General features: G+C 52.9%; 17 protein-coding genes. 12 read left to right on the forward strand and 5 right to left on the reverse strand.

Annotation, left to right across the window (positions count from 1 at the left end; translation table 11 throughout):
* Window positions 1-12: 12 nt before the first annotated feature.
* Window positions 13-1584 carry a methyl-accepting chemotaxis protein gene (locus tag E0765_RS03105; protein WP_132811768.1) on the reverse strand — a complete coding sequence of 524 codons (1572 nt, stop codon included), beginning with the start codon at window positions 1582-1584 and terminating at the stop codon, window positions 13-15.
* Window positions 1585-1655: 71 nt separating this feature from the next.
* Here E0765_RS03105 and E0765_RS03110 point away from each other — a divergent pair, with 71 nt between their 5' ends.
* The 7 genes from E0765_RS03110 to tpx all read left to right on the forward strand — a co-directional run bounded on the left by E0765_RS03110 (window position 1656) and on the right by tpx (window position 7258).
* Window positions 1656-2981, forward strand: coding sequence for an NFACT family protein (locus E0765_RS03110; protein WP_132811769.1), 1326 nt, complete (start codon window positions 1656-1658; stop codon window positions 2979-2981).
* Between the two features lie 3 nt (window positions 2982-2984).
* Window positions 2985-3293, forward strand: a complete 309-nt coding sequence (locus E0765_RS03115) for a hypothetical protein (protein WP_132811770.1) — start codon at window positions 2985-2987, stop codon at window positions 3291-3293.
* Between the two features lie 41 nt (window positions 3294-3334).
* Window positions 3335-4093, forward strand: a complete 759-nt coding sequence (locus tag E0765_RS03120; protein WP_132811771.1) for a phosphatidate cytidylyltransferase — start codon at window positions 3335-3337, stop codon at window positions 4091-4093.
* Window positions 4090-5163 (forward strand): 1-deoxy-D-xylulose-5-phosphate reductoisomerase, encoded by a 1074-nt coding sequence (gene dxr / locus E0765_RS03125; protein WP_132811772.1) that lies wholly within the window; start codon window positions 4090-4092, stop codon window positions 5161-5163. Before E0765_RS03120 ends, dxr begins: the two co-directional genes overlap by 4 nt.
* Complete coding sequence (locus tag E0765_RS03130) at window positions 5160-5687, forward strand: alpha/beta hydrolase (protein WP_132811773.1); 528 nt, start codon at window positions 5160-5162, stop codon at window positions 5685-5687. Before dxr ends, E0765_RS03130 begins: the two co-directional genes overlap by 4 nt.
* On the forward strand, window positions 5684-6661 hold the full coding sequence (gene tsaD / locus E0765_RS03135) for a tRNA (adenosine(37)-N6)-threonylcarbamoyltransferase complex transferase subunit TsaD (protein WP_132811774.1): 978 nt from the start codon (window positions 5684-5686) through the stop codon (window positions 6659-6661). The genes E0765_RS03130 and tsaD overlap by 4 nt, the downstream gene beginning before the upstream one ends.
* Window positions 6662-6754: 93 nt before the next feature.
* Entirely contained in the window at window positions 6755-7258 is a 504-nt protein-coding gene (tpx, locus tag E0765_RS03140; protein WP_132811775.1) for a thiol peroxidase, read from the forward strand.
* Between the two features lie 48 nt (window positions 7259-7306).
* On the opposite strand, the gene E0765_RS03145 is transcribed toward tpx, so the two are convergent.
* From E0765_RS03145 to recA, 4 genes are read right to left on the reverse strand one after another with little or no spacing between them, the layout of a single operon-like run.
* A complete protein-coding gene (locus E0765_RS03145) occupies window positions 7307-7918 on the reverse strand; it encodes an AMIN domain-containing protein (protein WP_132811776.1) in 612 nt (203 codons plus the stop codon).
* 50 nt (window positions 7919-7968) lie between these two features.
* A complete protein-coding gene (locus E0765_RS03150; RefSeq protein WP_132811777.1) occupies window positions 7969-8277 on the reverse strand; it encodes a hypothetical protein in 309 nt (102 codons plus the stop codon).
* The gene (gene eno / locus E0765_RS03155; protein ID WP_188109918.1) at window positions 8277-9545 is read right to left on the reverse strand and encodes a phosphopyruvate hydratase; all 1269 of its coding nucleotides are present in this window, start codon (window positions 9543-9545) and stop codon (window positions 8277-8279) included. Before eno ends, E0765_RS03150 begins: the two co-directional genes overlap by 1 nt.
* The gene (recA, locus tag E0765_RS03160) at window positions 9542-10579 is read right to left on the reverse strand and encodes a recombinase RecA (protein ID WP_132811809.1); all 1038 of its coding nucleotides are present in this window, start codon (window positions 10577-10579) and stop codon (window positions 9542-9544) included. Before recA ends, eno begins: the two co-directional genes overlap by 4 nt.
* 180 nt (window positions 10580-10759) lie before the next feature.
* On the opposite strand from recA, the gene E0765_RS03165 reads away from it, so the two are divergent.
* The 5 genes from E0765_RS03165 (at window position 10760) to ccoG (ending at window position 14864) form a co-directional block, all read left to right on the forward strand.
* Entirely contained in the window at window positions 10760-11623 is an 864-nt protein-coding gene (locus E0765_RS03165; RefSeq protein ID WP_132811778.1) for a menaquinone biosynthesis family protein, read from the forward strand.
* 3 nt (window positions 11624-11626) lie between these two features.
* Window positions 11627-11893 carry a flagellar biosynthesis protein FliQ gene (gene fliQ / locus E0765_RS03170; protein ID WP_132811810.1) on the forward strand — a complete coding sequence of 89 codons (267 nt, stop codon included), beginning with the start codon at window positions 11627-11629 and terminating at the stop codon, window positions 11891-11893.
* Window positions 11890-12675: a UDP-N-acetylmuramate dehydrogenase gene (locus tag E0765_RS03175; protein ID WP_132811779.1), complete on the forward strand. Its 786-nt coding sequence runs from the start codon at window positions 11890-11892 to the stop codon at window positions 12673-12675. The genes fliQ and E0765_RS03175 overlap by 4 nt, the downstream gene beginning before the upstream one ends.
* A gap of 90 nt (window positions 12676-12765) precedes the next feature.
* Window positions 12766-13425 (forward strand): recombinase family protein, encoded by a 660-nt coding sequence (locus E0765_RS03180; RefSeq protein WP_132811780.1) that lies wholly within the window; start codon window positions 12766-12768, stop codon window positions 13423-13425.
* Window positions 13425-14864, forward strand: coding sequence for a cytochrome c oxidase accessory protein CcoG (ccoG, locus tag E0765_RS03185; protein WP_132811781.1), 1440 nt, complete (start codon window positions 13425-13427; stop codon window positions 14862-14864). Before E0765_RS03180 ends, ccoG begins: the two co-directional genes overlap by 1 nt.
* Window positions 14865-15055: the final 191 nt, after the last annotated feature.

A 15055-nucleotide genomic window follows, 5' to 3' on the forward strand; every position in this document is an offset into this window, starting at 1 on the left:
AATTATACCCTATCAGCTTTTAAACTGCCCCAGTTGCGCGTTGAGGCTGGTTGCCGCGTCGTAGAGTTCCCCGGCAATGGCGGAGATTTTGGTGATCTCTTCTTGGTTGCTTTGAGAAAGCCCCGACATCTCGGAGACTTTGGCGATGATCTCGTTGATTTTGCGGGCCATCGCTTCGGCCGCTTCGACGCTTTGACGGCTGGCATCGACATTCGTGCGCAGTACCTGCGCGGCCGAATCGATTTTGGCGTCGATCTCTTCGCTCCGCTCGGCGAGACGCTCGATGTTTTCACTGTTGGTGCTCATCATGTCGGACGAATCGGAGATCGACTGGATGACGACCGAAATCGTCGAGTTGATTTCAGTGAGGCTTTTTTGAGTACGTTCCGCCAGTTTGCGCACTTCGTCGGCAACGACGGCGAACCCGCGTCCGTGTTCTCCCGCACGTGCCGCTTCGATCGCGGCGTTGAGGGCGAGAAGGTTGGTCTGGTCGGCAATGTCGGAGATGATTCCCAAGACCCCGCTGACGCTGGCCGCATCGCTGGAAAGCTGGGTGAAGCGTTCGGCCAGATCGTTGCTCATCTGCGTCGTGCTGTGGATTTCGCGCGTAATGGCGTTGGCGATTTCCCGGACGCTGTTGAGTTCCTGTTCGGTCGAGCGGCTGTTGTCGAGGGTGCTTTTGGCAATGCTGACGCTTTGCTCGAGCGTTTCACCGATTTCGGCTGCCGTGGCATTGGTGTTCTGTGCGATCGCGTTCGTTTTTTCCGACTGGATGGAGAGGTTGCTGGCCGAATTGTGAAGCGTCGACGTTGAACCGACGGCCGAAGTGGTGATCCGCTTCGTATCGTTGATCGTGCTTTGGATTTTGGCGATGAACTGGTTGAGGTAGTTGCTGGCGATACCGATTTCGTCGTTTTTGTTCATGATCGGCAGCCGTTTGGTCAAGTCCCCGTTCCCGTGCGCTAGGTCGGAAGAAACGTTGTCGAGCGCTTCGATGGGCCCCAGGATACTGCGCCCGGAGAAATAGTTGATTGCGATCAGGATACCGGTGAGCGCGGTGCCGAGGATCATGAACCATTTGAAGAATCCGGCTTTGAGTTCGTCGAAATAGTCGGCTTTGTTGATCCCCGGGACGACCCACATGTCCCACGCGGGGATATAGCGATACGCCGCGATCTTATCCTGGCCGGTCGTTGCCGAGTGGTACTCGTAGATCCCCCCCTCTTTGTGGGAACGGATTTCATCGATGTAATCGTGCCCTGCGAGATTTTCTCCCTCTTTTTTCGGGTGGACGCGCATCGTCCCTTTGCTGTCGACGAGATAAACGTATCCGCTCTGTCCGATTTTGATCTTGAAGATGTCTTTTTTGAAGGTGTCGTTTTTGTACGCTTCAGGGTCGATTTCGGAGATGTAGAGAACCGTTTGCTCGAGCGAGTCGGCGACGGTGTTGAGATCGCTCGTCATGATCGTCTTGATCGAACTCGTGGCGATGAAGTATGCTACAATGACACTCACCAAGATCGCGCTGACCGCGGCGATCAGATTGACGATGAATTTGCCTTTGATCGTGTTGAAAAAATGCATAGGGTGCTGTCCGTCCGTGTTGAAATATTCACCATTGTAATTTTGTTTTTCTAAAGCGAAGGTAAAATAGTATGAGATATTCTTATTTAAAGCAGATTGCGGCCTACCTGCAACGTTTTAAGCGCATTGTTGCGGCGTACCGTTACAGTGACACGGGGATACGGATCGTTTTCGATTCGGACAACAGCTGGAATTTCGACATGGCGCGGGGCAATTCGGCGATCACGATCGGCGAGGGCGCCAATCGGATCAAAATGTACCAGGCCCCTTTCGACGTTTTGCTCGCCAAGCGGTTCAACCGCGCTTCGATTACCGCGATCACCCTTCACAATGACGACAAGATCATCCGTATCGCCGTGAGCATGAGCGGGGCCTACAAAAGCGAAACGACGATACTGCAGCTTGAATTTACCGGAAAACACACCAATGCGATTATCCTCTCATCCGACGAGACGGTGCTCGAAGCGCTGCGGCATATCGACGCGAACGTCTCGAGCCGAAGCGTGCGGGTGGGCCAGAAACTGCTCAATCCTCCGAAGCTCCCGTTTGTCCCCAAAGAGTATCCCCTCTCCGACGTTCGGGCATTTCTGGTCGAAGAGTTTCGGCGTCAGGGGGCCGAGAAACTCGAAAAGCTCAAACGTGAAAAAACGTCGCTGCTTCTTAAACGGCTTGCGCAGCTTGAAAAACATCTGGCCGCGCTCGAAGACGAATCGGTATTGATGCAAGAGTCGCTCGAAGCCCAGCATGCGGGGCATTTGATCCTTGCGAACCTGGATGCGGTGAACCCCTACGCCGCTACGGCCCAGGTGCAGGATTTCGACGGAACGTCCAAAGTCCTCGAGATCCCTGCGGGGTGCGTCAGTGCGGCCGGATGCGCCGAGGCGTTTTTCCGGCGTTCCAAGAAAGCGAAGCAAAAAGCGGTGGGACTCCACCGCGAAAAGCACAATCTCCAGGAAAAAATCCGTCATCAGCGGCTTTTCATCCAGGCCGTGGAGGATGCGAGAACACCCGAAGAGATTCAGCTTCTTTTCCCGGCCAAAACCCCCCTCTCGAAGCTTAGAACTTCCGATTCGGTCGCCGAATTCTGGATCGAAGGGGTCAAAGTGTCGTTGGGGAAAAGCGAAAAAGGGAACATCGAGCTTCTCCGAAACGCCAAAGCCCGCGACATCTGGATGCATCTAAAAGACCGCCCCTCCGCCCACGTCGTCATTACGACCGACAAGCAGCAGCTCCCCGAACGGCTTCTCGAAGCGGCGGCCAGATTGTGCGTCGATTTTTCGGTATTTGAAAAAGGGCGCTATCTGGTCGATTATACTCCACGCAGAGAAGTAAAAATCGTCGAAGGGGCAAACGTCTTGTACACCGATTACAAGACGCTGAGCATCGAGAAAGGATAGAAAATGGCTGTCGGTCCGATCGGTAACGCAATTTACGTCAATCAGCAGATGGCTGCCGTCGCGAGCGAAAAAACGGCGGTACTGAACCGTTTCGAGCTCCAGACGCTCGCCGCGGCGGCCGCTTCGCAGGAAGCCCACAAAGAGGTGGAAGAAGTTCGCCCCCCCGAAGAAAATCACGGGGTCGATGCCGACCGTGAGCATACCCGGGAGCAGGCTGAGCAGGAAGAACGGCAGTTCGAATCCGAAGAGGGTTCCGAAGAAGAGAAGCCTGAACCCGAAAAGCCGTTGCATCTGCTCGATATTAAAGTGTGATTCGCTATAATCCGCTAACTTAAACCATTGGTCAATCAACAATGCAAACCGCAAAAAATTCTATCAAAGATCGCGTCGGAACGGCTGTCGTTCTCGTAGCCGTTGTCCTCACCGTAGGCCTCATCAACAATTTCTGGTTGATCTGGATGGTCATGGGGATCGTTTACCTGCTCGCATTTCACGAGGCGATGCGTCTTTTCGGGATCAACAACAACTCGTTGTACGCGTATGCGGCCATTTTGTGGCTGGCCGCCGCACTCTACCCCTACGGAGAGGATCTGTTCGTGATCGCGGGGCTCATTTTTGCCGCCGCGGTAGCCTATACCCAGAATATTCCGTGGAAAAATTTCTTTCCGTTCGTTTATCCGACCGCGGGGATGCTGTTTATGCTCAGCATGTACCAAGAATACGGGGTAACGGCGCTGCTATGGCTCCTCGTGGTCGTTGCTTCGGCCGATGTAGGGGCCTATTTCGTAGGGCGCAGTATCGGCAAAACCCCTTTTAGCATCTCCAGCCCCAGCAAAACGCGCGAAGGGGTATACGGCGGGATCGCCGTCGCGACGGCGGCCGGCTTTTTCATCGGCATTACGATCGTCGACATCACCCAGGCGGTCATCATTTCGATGATGGCGGCGATCGGTGCGGTTTTCGGGGACCTCTTTGAAAGCTACCTCAAGCGCCGTGCTGGGGTTAAAGACAGCGGTTCCATCCTTCCGGGACACGGAGGGGTGCTTGACCGGATTGACGGTTACCTGTTTGCTTCGATCATCATGCTCGTCCTCTTGCGGGGGCTTGTTTGATCCTTCTGGGCTCGACGGGCTCCATCGGGGTCAACGCCCTGCGCGTTGCCGAACAATTCGGCCTCAGCGTCGATACGCTGGTGGCGGGGCGCAACATCGACCTTCTCAACATCCAGATTAAAAAACACTCTCCCAAACGGGTCGTCGTAACGCGCGACGAAGACCGTGCGCGGGTAAACCACCACGACGTCCGCGCCGGCGATGCGGCGATATTGCAGGCGATCGAGGAATCCTCCTCCGGGCACGTTGTCAATGCGCTGGTCGGTTTCGCCGGATTCCGCCCGACCCTCAAAGCGCTTGAATGCGGCAAAAAAGTGGCGCTGGCGAACAAAGAATCGCTTGTGGTGGGAGGGATGTTCGTCGATACCTCCTCAATCGTTCCGATCGACAGCGAACATTTCGGCCTATGGTATCTTAACCGCTCAGACCGTCCCGTCTCGCGGATGGTGGTGACGGCCAGCGGAGGGGCGTTTCGAGATTGGCCTCTGGAAAAGCTTGGCAATGCGACGCTCGAAGACGCCCTGAAACATCCTAACTGGTCAATGGGGCAGAAAATCACGATCGACAGTGCCTCGATGATGAACAAGCTTTTCGAGCTTCTCGAGGCACGGTGGCTTTTCGGGGAAGGGGAATACGACGCCCTGATCGAAACGCGTTCGCTGATTCACGCCCTCATCGATTACGCCGACGGCTCGACGACGGCCCATTTCGCCCATGCGGACATGCGCCTGCCGATTGCGTACGCCCTTATGGGACGGGTGAAAACGCCCATCGTCGAGAGGATCGATCTCGCCCGAATCGGTTCTTTGGAATTCCGCGAGATCGATCCGGCGCGCTATCCGATCTGGGAGATCAAAAAAGACCTCCTTGCCAACCCCGCGCGCGGAGTGATCGTCAACGCCGCCAATGAAGCCGCCATAGAGCGATTCGTTGCGGGTGAAATCGGCTTTTCGGCTCTTTCGCGTCTCATCCTGAATGCGTACGAAGCGTTTGATTCCGCACCTTCGTCGGTCGAAGAGATCTTCGAGATCGATCTTTGCGTCCGTGCATACGTCCGGGAGCTGGCGTGAAAAAGGTTCTGATCCTTCACGGATGGCACGGCAGCGACCTGCCCCACTGGCAGGGATGGCTCGCGCAGGAGCTGGCGGTGGAAAACTGCATCGTGGCGTTTCCGCAGTTCAGCGACAACCTCCGTCCCGACAAGGAGGCATGGGTACGCGAAGCGCTTGACGCGCTGGATGATCTCCGTCCGGATGTCGTCGTCTGCCATTCGCTGGCCAATATTCTGTGGTTTCATCTGTGTTCGCGCCGTAATTTTCGGGTCAAGAAACTCCTTCTGTGCGCTCCGCCGCGCGATCTGGGAGAATACCCCGAAGTCGCGACGTTTTTTCCCGCACCGCTCCCGGAGTCTCTCCGTACCGAAGAAGCACTGATGGTCGTTTCGGATAATGATCCCTATATGAGCCTGCGCGAATCCGAGTCGCTTGCCGAATCGCTCGGCGTGGCGCTGCATGTCCTTCACGATGCGGGCCACATTAATACTGCTGCAGGATTCGGTCCCTGGCCGTGGGTTAAAGAGTGGGTCCTCTCATGATCCTGAGCATCGAAAGCAGCTGTGACGACAGTTCGATCGCGATTACCGAGATCGCGACCAAAAAGCTGATCTACCATAAGAAAATATCACAGGAACTCGAGCACTCGCGATACGGGGGTGTTGTCCCCGAACTCGCCAGCCGCCTGCATGCCCAGGCGCTTCCGGCAATTTTGGAAGAGTGCTCGCCGTGGCTTTCGCAACTCAAGGCGGTTGCGGTCACCAACGCTCCCGGACTGGCTGTTACCCTGATCGAAGGGGTGAGTATGGCCAAGGCGTTGAGCCTGGCGCTGAACATCCCCGTGATTCCTGTCAACCACCTCAAGGGGCATATCTATTCCCTGTTTATTGAAAAAGAGAGTGTTTTCCCTCTCACCGTGTTGCTGGTCTCGGGAGGTCATACGCAGCTCATCGAGGTCGCATCGCTCCATTCGATGAAAACGGTGGCGACGACGATGGACGACAGCTACGGGGAAAGCTTTGACAAAGTGGCTAAAATGATGGGACTCGGGTACCCCGGGGGACCGATCATCGAGCGGCTGGCATCTCAGGGTGATCCGGAGCGCCATGCTTTTACCATTCCGCTTTGGCAGTCTCCGCAGATCGCATTCAGCTATTCGGGGCTCAAAAACCAGGTGCGCCTTGCGGTAGAGGCGGCGGACAAAGAAGACTATCCCCACATTGCCGCCGCGTTTCAAAAGACAGCCACCGCGCATCTGACCCAGAAACTCAAAAAATATTTTAAAACGAACCCGCCCGCGCGTTTTGCCGTCGTCGGGGGCGCAAGCGCCAACCGTTACCTCCGCGGCGAACTCGAAAAAATTCTTGCCCCGTACAAGGCGGAGATGCTTGCGGCCGATTTGAGCTTTTGTTCGGACAACGCGGCCATGATCGGACGGATCGCGGTAGAACACTATCTGGGTGGGGAATGGACGGACTATCGTTCCCTGAGCGTTTCCCCCCGTACAAATCTGTAATATTTCTTAAGCCGAAACACCTCTTGTATAATTCAGAGTGAAATTATCCGAATTAAGTACAATTTTCGTACCAAACAAAAACAGGAGCTATAAATGGCAACAACAATGCTTAAAGGTAACGTCGTTAACCTTGCGGGTAACGAAGTAAAAGTCGGTGACAAAGCACCACAGGTAACGGTTGTAAACTCAAACGGTCTTGCAGACAAAGTAGTAGGCGGAGCAACAGGTAAAAAACAGCTGATCGTCGCGGTTCCTTCTCTCGACACTGCGGTATGTGCGACTGAAACACGCAATTTCAACAAAGAAGCGGCGTCATTGGCTAACGTTGACCTGACAATCGTATCGATGGACCTTCCGTTCGCCGGCGGTCGTTTCTGTACAACCGAGGGGATTGAAAACGTTACCGTTGCTTCTGACTTCCGTAACAAAGATTTCGCAAACGCATACGGTGTACTGATCGCTGACGGCGTTTTGGCAGGTGTTACATGCCGCGCAATCTTCGCCGTTAACGAAGAAGGGATCGTAACCTATAAAGAGATCGTTCCCGAAATCACTGCGGAACCCGATTACGAAGCTGCATTGGCTGCTGTGAAATAACTCTCTCATCCCCGCCGTGGCGGGGAATTTCTTCAACAATCTTTCCGTTTATTTGCAATTGATTATGATATTTTTACCGGACTGCTGCAATGTGTAGTCGTAACGGCCGTCAAGGGTGATACTCAAGCGGGCGAATTTTCCGTGATAGGTCATTTCCGCACCCATGTAGGGGGCTGCATTCATTGCCCTTTGGTCTTTCTCAAACACCTTCGAATAGGAAAAATCAAGCACGATGCGATTGGGGTTGCTGAGGGCGAAATGACGCATCAGCGGTGCACCCGAAGCCAGTCTGAGGGTTTTATACGTGCTTGAAAACTGAACGAATTCAAGTTGTCCCGAGGAGGAGGTTTTGGCGTTCGTCGGTATTTGCGCCGACTTTCCTCCCTGTGAGACGACAAGAGGTTTGTGCCAGTCGACAGCCCTGTTAATGTCTATTTTTCGGATTTCGATACTGCCGTCGGCATTTTGATAGGTAAACGAGATCTCCTTGAGCAGGCGTGCCTCATCGGGAAGATTATAGCTTACGGCTCCCAGCATCGGAGTGTTTTCTGGAAGGTTGGAGGTCACTTTCTGCGAGGGGGACGTAACGGCGAAAAAAGGATTTTCCCGGGCGACCATCGGGGAAAAAAGGAGAATGCAGGCCAAAAGTGATGATTTCATGCTGCCCTTTCATGTTTGGATCATACGGAAGCGGTGGCGTCCTTCCGAGGCTACTGAAGCTCGAAAACCTCTTCGTTGTCGGCATCGGCATCGAGTTCTTTGTACTCGAAGTACTGCTTTTGCAGAGCCGCATTCTCCGCTTTCAGACGTTCAATATCTTCGATCAGATAATCTTGGTGCTCTTCGAGATCGAGCAATACGCTGAGCGAATTGTTGCCGAAAAAAATAAGCCCCATGTAGATACCCGCAACGAGTACGGCCGCGACCGCAATGAAGAACTTCAGAGTCGGAAGACCGAAATAGCGTTCGGTCAGACTCTCGTTTTCCTCATTCCCGAGCAGCCGATCGTCCTGGTGCATCAGTTAAAAAGGGTATTTCCCAGGTATTCGCCGTAGACGATTTCGTTTTCGATTTCGAGCAGACGGTTGTATTTTGCCGTACGCTCGCCGCGTGCCGTTGATCCGGTTTTGATTTCGCCGCAGTTGAGCGCGACCGCGAAATCGGCGATAAAGGCGTCTTCGCTTTCACCCGAACGGTGTGACATGACGCATTTGTAACCGTTGCGCTGCGCCAGGCGGACGGTCAGCATCGTTTCGGAGACGCTTCCGATCTGGTTGGGCTTGATCAGGATCGCGTTACCGATCCCTTTGGCGATCCCCTCGGCGAGTATGTTGGCGTTGGTTACGAACAGGTCGTCCCCGACAAGCTGCACTTTGCCGCCCAGCCGGTCAGTCAAGATTTTCCAGCCGGCCCAGTCGTCTTCGCTCAGGCCGTCTTCGATAGAGACGATCGGGTATTTGGCGCAAAGCGCTTCATAATATCCTACCATCTCTTCGGAGGTCAAGGTGCGCCCTTCGGATTCGAGACGATAACCCCCCTCACATACGAGTTCAGAACTGGCGACGTCCAGAGCGATGGCGATTTGTTCGCCCGCCTTGTATCCCGCTTTGCTGATCGCTTCCATGATCACTTCAATCGGCTCTTCGTTATTTCTGAGATCGGGTGCGAATCCGCCCTCATCGCCCAGCGCGGTGTTCGCACCGCGGTCTTTGAGGATCTTTTTGAGGTTGTGATAGACTTCGGCTGACGCGCGCAGCCCTTCGGAAAAATCGGCAAAGCCGACGGGCATGATCATGTATTCCTGGAAATCGACGCTGTTGTCTGCGTGGCTTCCGCCGTTGATGATGTTGAGCATCGGAACGGGCATAACCATTGCATTGGCACCGCCCAGATAGCGGTAGAGAGGAATACCGAGGCTTTTTGCCGCAGCGCGTGCTACCGCCATGGAAACGCCGAGAACGGCATTGGCACCGAGATTTGAATAGTTCTCGGTACCGTCAAGCTCTTTCATGGTAGCATCGACAACCGCCTGATTGTAGGGAGAAAGGCCCATGATCGCATCCGCGATCTGGGTGTTGACGTTCTCGACCGCTTTGAGAACCCCCTTACCCATATAGCGGCTGTCGTTGTCGCGCAGTTCGAGCGCTTCACGTTTTCCGGTACTTGCACCGCTGGGAACGATCGCGCTTTCGCGTGTTCCGTCGCTGAGCTGAACGGTTGCTTTAACTGTCGGATTCCCGCGGGAGTCCATCACCTCGATTGCACTTACTTCATCAATAAAAATCATTCGTCTACCTCTCCTATTTCAGATTCATCCATCGCCATGATATTGTTGACACCCATGGCGGCTTTAATTTTGTCTTCGACTTTTTTGGCCAGTTCGGGTTCTTCTTTGAACTTCTGCTTCACGTTCTCGCGTCCCTGGCCGAGTTTGACGTCCTCGAAGCTGAACCATGCACCGCTTTTGTCGATGATGTCAAGCTTCACGCCGTAATCGACGAGTTCTCCTTCTTTGGAGATCCCTTCGCCGAACATGATATCGAATTCCGCCTGCCGGAACGGGGGAGCCACTTTGTTTTTGACCACCTTGGCTTTGACGCGGTTTCCGATCTGGCTCTCGCCCTGTTTGAGGGTGGCGATTTTCCGTACGTCGATCCGGACTGATGCGTAAAATTTTAGCGCATTTCCGCCGGTCGTCGTTTCGGGGGAACCGTACCCCATCGTTCCAATTTTCATCCGGATCTGGTTGATAAAGATGATGGTACAGTTCATTTTATGCAAAACGCCCGTGAGTTTCCGCAGCGCTTTGGACATCAGACGGGCCTGAACGCCCACCTGCTGGTCGTCCATCTCCCCTTCGATCTCGACTTTCGGAGTGAGTGCCGCCACCGAGTCGACGACGATCAGGTCGACCGCGCCGCTGCGGGCGATGGTTTCGACGATGTCGAGCGCCTGCTCGCCGTAATCGGGCTGGGAGACGAGAAGATTCTCGATATCGACTCCCAGGTTTTTCGCGTAATTGACATCCAGTGCGTGTTCCGCGTCGATGAAAGCGCACACGCCTCCCGCTTTCTGGCACTCCGCCGTGATCTGCAGGCTCAGGGTTGTTTTACCCGAACTTTCCGGTCCGTAGATTTCGACGACGCGCCCTTCGGGGACGCCGCCGATGCCCAGGGCCAGGTCCAGTCCGATCGAGCCGGTGCTGATGGCGCTGATCGGTTCGATCTCTTTGTCGCCCAAACGCATCAACGTCCCTTTTCCGAACGTTTTGTCGATCTGTTTCATCGCCAGTTCAAGCGATTTGAGTTTTTGTGGATCCATCATGCGTTGCTCTCCTGATACGGTATTAGGTTGTTAGATAAGGCAATAATATGACAAATTGAAATATATTTAAAAAATATGACAAAATGAAATATTAAAATTCACACAAATGGAATGGTATTATTTTATCGTTATTTCGTTAAAATTTAATTGATTCGTCCAGCCAAACAAGGAAACCAGGTGAAAAAAACGGTTATTGCCCACTCTCCCGACGCCGATGACATTTTTATGTACTACGCCATCAAATTCGGCTGGGTGGGAAAAAAAGATACCGTTTTCGAAAATATCGCGCTCGATATCGAGACCCTTAACACCGAAGCGCTTCGCGGAACATACGACGTCAGTGCGATCAGTTTCGGCCTCTACCCCCATATCCGAAACGATTACGCACTGCTTCGCACGGCTGTCAGTTTCGGTCAGGGATACGGTCCAAAGCTGATCCGGAAAAAAGGAACACTCCTCAAAAAGCGGTTCAAAGTCGCGCTCAGCGGGAAATTCACAACCAATGCACTGCTGTTTCGGATCGCCTACCCCGATGCCAAAATCGTGTATATGAACTTTCTGGAGATCGAGCAGGCGGTTTTGGCTGGAGAAGTGGATGCGGGGGTGCTCATCCACGAAAGTATTCTCGGTTACGATGAAAGTCTTGAAGTGGAACGGGAGTTGTGGGACGTCTGGTGCGAGCTTGCCGGTTCCGAACTGCCCCTTCCGCTGGGAGGAATGGCGATCCGGCGCTCATTGCCGCTGAGCAGCGCTATCGAATACGAAAATCTTTTGACCAAAGCGGTGAAGGTGGCCCGCGATCACAAGGACACCCTCTCGAGAATGCTTTTGGAGCGTTCTCTCGTGCGTATCGACGCCCCGACACTCGAAAAATACCTCGAACTCTACGCCAATGACGAGTCGATCACTCTGAGCGATCTCCAGTATACCGCGATTGAAAAGCTGTTCGAACTGGGACACCGGCACGGATTTTACGATGCGGCGATCGATCCGAAAGACTATATGATCCCCCTTGAATACACCGAATTGAGGTACTCGTAAATGATGCAGGAAGAGTTGATCGGGCTCGGAATCGAGACGTTCAAAATCGCACTGGTTTTGGCGTTGCCCGCATTGCTCGTGGGGATGTTCCTGGGACTGGCTGTAAGTATTTTCCAGGCGACGACCCAGATCAATGAAATGACCCTCAGCTTTATTCCCAAAATCATCGGAATTGTTATCATTGTCATCCTCACGATGCCCTGGATGATGAATACAATGGAAGATTTTACGATACGGATATTCAATATGATTCCGACCTTTATGCAATGAATTTCAAAACGATCGATTTTTCACGCTTCAGTTCCATTCGGATCGGTCCCGTCGCCGACGTAGCCCTGATCGAAAACGACCGTGTTCCGCAGGGGCGCGTCATCGTTGGCAGCGCCAACAACCTTCTCGTCTCGCCCACTCCTCCCCCCCTGATGATGCTCTCCAAGGAGTACGATTTTATCCGTCTGGAAGAGGACGGCCTCCATATCGGTGCGGCGACCCCGGGAGGAAGGGTTGTTTCGTTCTGCAAAAAAAACGACATCGCCCATTTCGAGTATCTCTCCAAGCTCCCCGGCACTTTAGGGGGGATGATCAAAATGAACGCGGGGCTCAAGGAATACGAAATTTTCAATCACCTGATTGCCCTGCGGACCCAAAGCGGATGGAAGAAAAAAGAGGAGATCGCGTACGGTTACCGCAAAACGTCCATCGACGAGGTCGTTTTTGAAGCGGTTTTCGAAGCGTTTGCGGGGTATTCGGTCGAGCGTTACGACATGTTCTCCCGGATGCGCTCGAACCAGCCCTCCGATCCGAGTGCGGGAAGCTGTTTTAAAAATCCCCCCGGCGACTACGCCGGCCGGCTGATCGAAGCGGTCGGCCTCAAGGGAATCCGGCGCGGTGCGATGGCGTTTAGCGAGGTTCACGCCAATTTTCTTGTCAACTACGGCGGGGGGACATTCGACGACGCCCTGTGGTTGATCGGTGAAGCCCAAAAACGGGTGAGGGAGCAATTCGGCATCGAATTGCAGTGTGAGGTCGTGATTTTAGACACGCAAAATTGACGAAAAAACCCTTTTTTCTATTGACTATCATCGTCAATATTGGCTAGAATGACGGTGAAACTCATAAATTAAAAGGAGTTTATACGTTAAATGATCGTCAGTTACATTCGCTCCGACAAAGATTTTGACGGCGTTTACGAACAGCTAAAGCTGATTAACGGATACGCGGATCAGAAAGGATTAATCATTGACGAAGAGATGGTGGATCACACCTCTCAAAGCAAACGGCTGGTTGAACGCACCGAAGTCGTCCAGTTTTTCCGCTCGCTTCACGATGATACGCTGATTGTTTACGATGTGTGGGCATTAAGCAGCCATATCGAGGACCTGGTGCAGATGCTCAGTTGCCTTCTTAAAAACGGCAATACCATCAAGCTGGTAAAACCCAGAATCGTAATTGACCGCAATAGTGATACAATGGTGGTGTTGGGACTGATCGACCAGCTTCGTCAGATTTTACAAGACGATGCGAAAAAAGGGATCGGGCGTCCGAAAGGATCGAAGTCTTCATCGAAATTCGATACCCACCTTGAAAAAATCATCGATTTGCTTAAAGAGCGCCGGAGTGTCAGCGAAATCGCGCGTATTTTGGGAGTGAGCCGCAGTTCGCTCAAAGACTATATCGAGTCGCGTGAACTAAAAGAGGTCGTCAACGGTGTATTCGGCGACGGAAACGACGAAGAAGCCGAAGCCACGGTCATCGGGACGATACGTTGCCCGGTAATAGAAACAAGCTCAAAGGAGGTTTAATGAGCGAAACAACAAACCCGCAAGGGAAGGAATATTTGGCAGGGTGGACGCCCTGGCGCATCAAACGGTACTGGTTCTACGGTCTGGTGACCGTTTTGTCTCTGGTCATTCCGTGGATCCAAATCGACGGCAACCATCTTTTTTTGCTCAGCTTCGACAAACTCAAGCTTCACCTGATGTTTGTGCAGTTCGACATGCAAGAGCTTTATCTGATGCCGTTTTTGCTGATGATTCTTTTTATCGGTATTTTCGGTATCACGGTACTGGGAGGACGGGTGTTCTGCGGATGGATGTGTCCCCAGACGATTTTCCGCGTCGTGTACCGCGACCTGATCGAGACGAAACTGCTCGGTCTGCGCAAACGGATTAAAAACAAGCAGCAAGAGCCCGATTATTCGAAAGTAGAAAACAAGATCAAGCGGGTAGTGGCACTGTTGCTTTGGACGGGTCTGGCATTCGTCGCCGCCGCCGATTTGATGTGGTATTTCGTACCGCCTGAAGATTTCTTTGCCTATATCCAGAACCCGGCCGAGCATCCCGTACTGATCGGATCGATCCTCGTCATTGTCGGCTTCTTGGTGTATGACGTTATTTTTCTCAAGGAAAATTTCTGTGTCTACGTTTGTCCGTATTCACGCATCCAGTCGGTTCTCTACGATGAAGACACCGTAATGGCGATCTATAACCCTAACCGCGGCGGTGACATCTATAATGAGAGTAAAGAAAAAGTCTTTACCAAACAAAACGATCTTCTGAGTGTCAACCCGAATGCGGAATGTACGACGTGTGAGAGCTGCGTCACCGTATGTCCGACCCACATCGACATCCGTAAAGGGCTTCAGCTGGAGTGTATCAACTGTCTCGAATGCGTCGACGCCTGTACCGAAGTGATGGGGAAACTGGGCAAACCGACACTGGTCGAATGGTCAAGCGAAAAAGAGACCCTATTCCGGAAGGGGAAAACCGACTATTTCCGTCCGAAAATTCTTGGATACATCGCCGTCTTGGTGATCGTCAGCATCGTTTTGGCGATGATGGGAAGTAAAAAAGAGTACATGCTCCTCAACATTAACAAAGAAAACCGTCTGTATTCGATCAATCAGACCGAAGATGGGAAAGTCCGGGTCGACAACGCCTATACATTCCTGCTGCAGAACACGCTGAACGAGGATCACGAATATTATTTCGACGTCATCGCTCCGGCGGGAATGGAAGGGAAGATCAAGATCGATCAGCCGGCAAAACCGTTTAAAGTCAAACCGGGCGTCGTCAAGAAAAAAGTCGTGGTGCTCTATACCGAAGAGACTCTTGTCAACGACGACCGCAAAGATACGGTGATTCCGATTACGATCCGCGCGTACGCCATCGATGCAAAAGACAAAGTGATCGTCGACCGTCAGTCGACGTTTACCTTCCCCCGCGCCGATCTCCTCAAATAACTCCAAAGGGGCCTGCGCCCCTTTGCGTAACACATTCCCGAACGTTCGCTTCTTTTGCCGTTTTCCCACATGCCTGGTATTGTATTCGGCGTTTTAATGCAGGTATATCATCTTGGAGTCAGGGGAACAATCAGTACTATAGATGTAAGAGTGAATAAAAAAGCGGCAAATGGAGAAGGATCCGCCGAAGC

This window comes from Sulfuricurvum sp. IAE1, assembly GCF_004347735.1.
Taxonomy (GTDB): domain Bacteria; phylum Campylobacterota; class Campylobacteria; order Campylobacterales; family Sulfurimonadaceae; genus Sulfuricurvum.

Excerpts from the sequence above, each read along its gene's own strand:
- E0765_RS03105 (WP_132811768.1), bottom strand. The coding sequence starts at position 1,584 with ATGCATTTTTTCAACACGATCAAAGGCAAATTCATCGTCAATCTGATC.
- E0765_RS03110 (WP_132811769.1), top strand. The coding sequence starts at position 1,656 with ATGAGATATTCTTATTTAAAGCAGATTGCGGCCTACCTGCAACGTTTT.
- E0765_RS03115 (WP_132811770.1), top strand. The coding sequence starts at position 2,985 with ATGGCTGTCGGTCCGATCGGTAACGCAATTTACGTCAATCAGCAGATG.
- E0765_RS03120 (WP_132811771.1), top strand. The coding sequence starts at position 3,335 with ATGCAAACCGCAAAAAATTCTATCAAAGATCGCGTCGGAACGGCTGTC.
- tsaD (WP_132811774.1), top strand. The coding sequence starts at position 5,684 with ATGATCCTGAGCATCGAAAGCAGCTGTGACGACAGTTCGATCGCGATT.
- tpx (WP_132811775.1), top strand. The coding sequence starts at position 6,755 with ATGGCAACAACAATGCTTAAAGGTAACGTCGTTAACCTTGCGGGTAAC.
- E0765_RS03145 (WP_132811776.1), bottom strand. The coding sequence starts at position 7,918 with ATGAAATCATCACTTTTGGCCTGCATTCTCCTTTTTTCCCCGATGGTC.
- E0765_RS03150 (WP_132811777.1), bottom strand. The coding sequence starts at position 8,277 with ATGCACCAGGACGATCGGCTGCTCGGGAATGAGGAAAACGAGAGTCTG.
- eno (WP_188109918.1), bottom strand. The coding sequence starts at position 9,545 with ATGATTTTTATTGATGAAGTAAGTGCAATCGAGGTGATGGACTCCCGC.
- recA (WP_132811809.1), bottom strand. The coding sequence starts at position 10,579 with ATGGATCCACAAAAACTCAAATCGCTTGAACTGGCGATGAAACAGATC.
- fliQ (WP_132811810.1), top strand. The coding sequence starts at position 11,627 with ATGCAGGAAGAGTTGATCGGGCTCGGAATCGAGACGTTCAAAATCGCA.
- E0765_RS03175 (WP_132811779.1), top strand. The coding sequence starts at position 11,890 with ATGAATTTCAAAACGATCGATTTTTCACGCTTCAGTTCCATTCGGATC.
- E0765_RS03180 (WP_132811780.1), top strand. The coding sequence starts at position 12,766 with ATGATCGTCAGTTACATTCGCTCCGACAAAGATTTTGACGGCGTTTAC.
- ccoG (WP_132811781.1), top strand. The coding sequence starts at position 13,425 with ATGAGCGAAACAACAAACCCGCAAGGGAAGGAATATTTGGCAGGGTGG.